At 41.6% G+C, this 2,039-nt stretch carries 2 protein-coding genes and 2 pseudogenes; 3 read left to right on the plus strand and 1 reads right to left on the minus strand.

Going from position 1 to position 2,039, the window contains the following annotated elements:
- The 3 genes and pseudogenes from GMD4S_RS08335 to brnQ form a co-directional block, all read left to right on the plus strand.
- Positions 1-287 (plus strand): S1 RNA-binding domain-containing protein (locus tag GMD4S_RS08335; RefSeq protein ID WP_000485655.1); only part of this gene is annotated, 287 nt, incomplete at its 5' end.
- Between the two features lie 53 nt (positions 288-340).
- A pseudogene (locus GMD4S_RS12955) lies at positions 341-499 on the plus strand (SAM-dependent methyltransferase); the annotation flags it as partial.
- Between the two features lie 21 nt (positions 500-520).
- Positions 521-1,846 (plus strand): branched-chain amino acid transport system II carrier protein, encoded by a 1,326-nt coding sequence (gene brnQ, locus GMD4S_RS08340; RefSeq protein ID WP_001074595.1) that lies wholly within the window; start codon positions 521-523, stop codon positions 1,844-1,846.
- A gap of 50 nt (positions 1,847-1,896) precedes the next feature.
- On the opposite strand, the pseudogene GMD4S_RS13985 reads toward brnQ, so the two are convergent.
- Positions 1,897-2,039 (minus strand): annotated as a pseudogene (locus GMD4S_RS13985) (DUF1307 domain-containing protein); the annotation flags it as partial.

Below are 2,039 nucleotides of genomic sequence, written 5' to 3' on the forward strand. Positions count from 1 at the left end.
CAGGGGTGACAGGGCTGATTCACATCTCGGAGATTCGGACGGGATTTATTGAAAATATCTATGACATTTTAAAAATTGGCGATGAAGTCCAAGTTCAGGTGGTGGATTTTGACGAATACACTGGGAAGGCTAGTCTTTCTATCCGTACCTTGGAAGAGGAAAAACATCAATTGCCAAGACGGAGACGTTTTTCAAATGATCGGATCAAGCACGGTTTTGCACCACTTGGGCGAATGATGCCTGTTTGGACGCGTGAGGCACTAGAGTATTTAAAGAAGAAGCCATAAATACGATTATTTAAATCGTTTGTAATATTAACATCATTTGTTATAATAAAAGTATGAAAGAAGAACAATTATTAAAACCAGGAGAGCGAATCAATCAGCTCTTTTCGACAGATATCAAAATCATCCAAAATAGAGAGGTGTTTAGCTATTCGGTGGATAGTGTTCTTTTATCACGCTTTCCTCGCTTCCCTAAACGGGGTTTAATTGTGGACTGAAATATGAAGGAGATTTTTATGGCTAAAAAAGGTGCCCTAACAGGCTTGCTCCTGTTTGGAATATTTTTTGGTGCGGGGAACTTGATCTTTCCGCCTTCTCTAGGTGCCCTATCTGGAGAACAGTTTCTTCCTGCCATCGCAGGTTTTGTCTTTTCAGGTGTCGGTATTGCCGTCTTGACACTTATTATTGGAACGCTAAACCCGAAAGGATACATTCACGAGATTTCTAAGAAAATCTCACCTTGGTTTGCGACGCTTTATCTTGCAGTCCTCTATCTATCAATTGGCCCCTTCTTTGCCATTCCGCGTACAGCAACAACAGCTTACGAAGTTGGGATTAGCCCCCTCTTATCCGAAGCAAACAAAGGTCTAGGATTGATTGTCTTTACCGTGCTTTACTTTGCAGCGGCTTATTTAATCTCGCTCAATCCATCAAAAATCTTGGATCGAATCGGACGCATCTTAACGCCAGTCTTTGCCTTGTTGATCGTTATCTTGGTTGTACTAGGTGCCTTCAAATATGGTGGAACAAGCCCTCAAGTAGCTTCAGCGGCCTATCAATCTTCTGCTTTCGGGACAGGATTCCTAGAAGGTTATAATACCTTAGATGCCCTTGCTTCAGTTGCCTTCAGTGTGATTGCAGTTCAAACCTTGAAACAACTTGGATTCTCCAGTAAGAAAGAGTATATTTCAACTATTTGGGTGGTTGGTATCGTTGTAGCTCTTGCCTTTAGCGCTCTTTATATCGGTTTAGGATTCCTTGGAAATCACTTCCCAGTACCAGCCGAAGCGATGAAGGGTGGAACACCAGGTGTTTATATCTTGTCGCAAGCAACTCAGGAAATCTTTGGATCAACAGCTCAACTCTTCCTTGCTGTTATGGTAACTGTAACCTGCTTCACAACGACAGTTGGCTTGATTGTGTCGACAGCAGAGTTCTTTAACGAACGTTTCCCACAAATCAGCTACAAGGTCTATGCCACTGCCTTTACCTTGATTGGATTTGCTATTGCAAACCTCGGTTTGGATGCAATCATTAAGTACTCAGTGCCAGTACTGGTAATCTTGTACCCAATCACCATCGCCATTGTGATGATCGTGATTGTGAATAAGTTTGTCGCCCTATCAAAACCGGGCATGCAGTTAACTATTGGGCTTGTTACAGCTATTGCTCTTGCAAGCGTCCTTGGAAGTTCCTTTAAGATTGAGTTTCTAGAAAATCTGATTAATGCCCTTCCGTTTGCGTCAGCCTCTCTTCCATGGCTAGTGCCAGCTATTATCGGAATCTTGCTTTCATTGTTTCTACCAAACAAACAAGAGAGTGATGTTTTTGAGATGGAATAAAAAAAAATTCTTGGTCATCGACCAAGAATTTTTTGTATGAGCACGACTCATTAGTTGGTTTGTTCAATATATCCAGCCTCTTTAAGCATTTTTCTAGTTTTTAGAAAACTTACACGGCTTCCAGAGCCAGAAACTTCATTTGGCATTGCTTTTTTCATCTCTTCGAGATTCACAACAGTCATGTCAACCTCCA

It is taken from the genome of Streptococcus sp. GMD4S (genome assembly GCF_000296955.1).

Bases quoted from the DNA above. Each gene is read 5' to 3' on its own strand.
- brnQ (WP_001074595.1), top strand. From the start codon at position 521: ATGGCTAAAAAAGGTGCCCTAACAGGCTTGCTCCTGTTTGGAATATTT.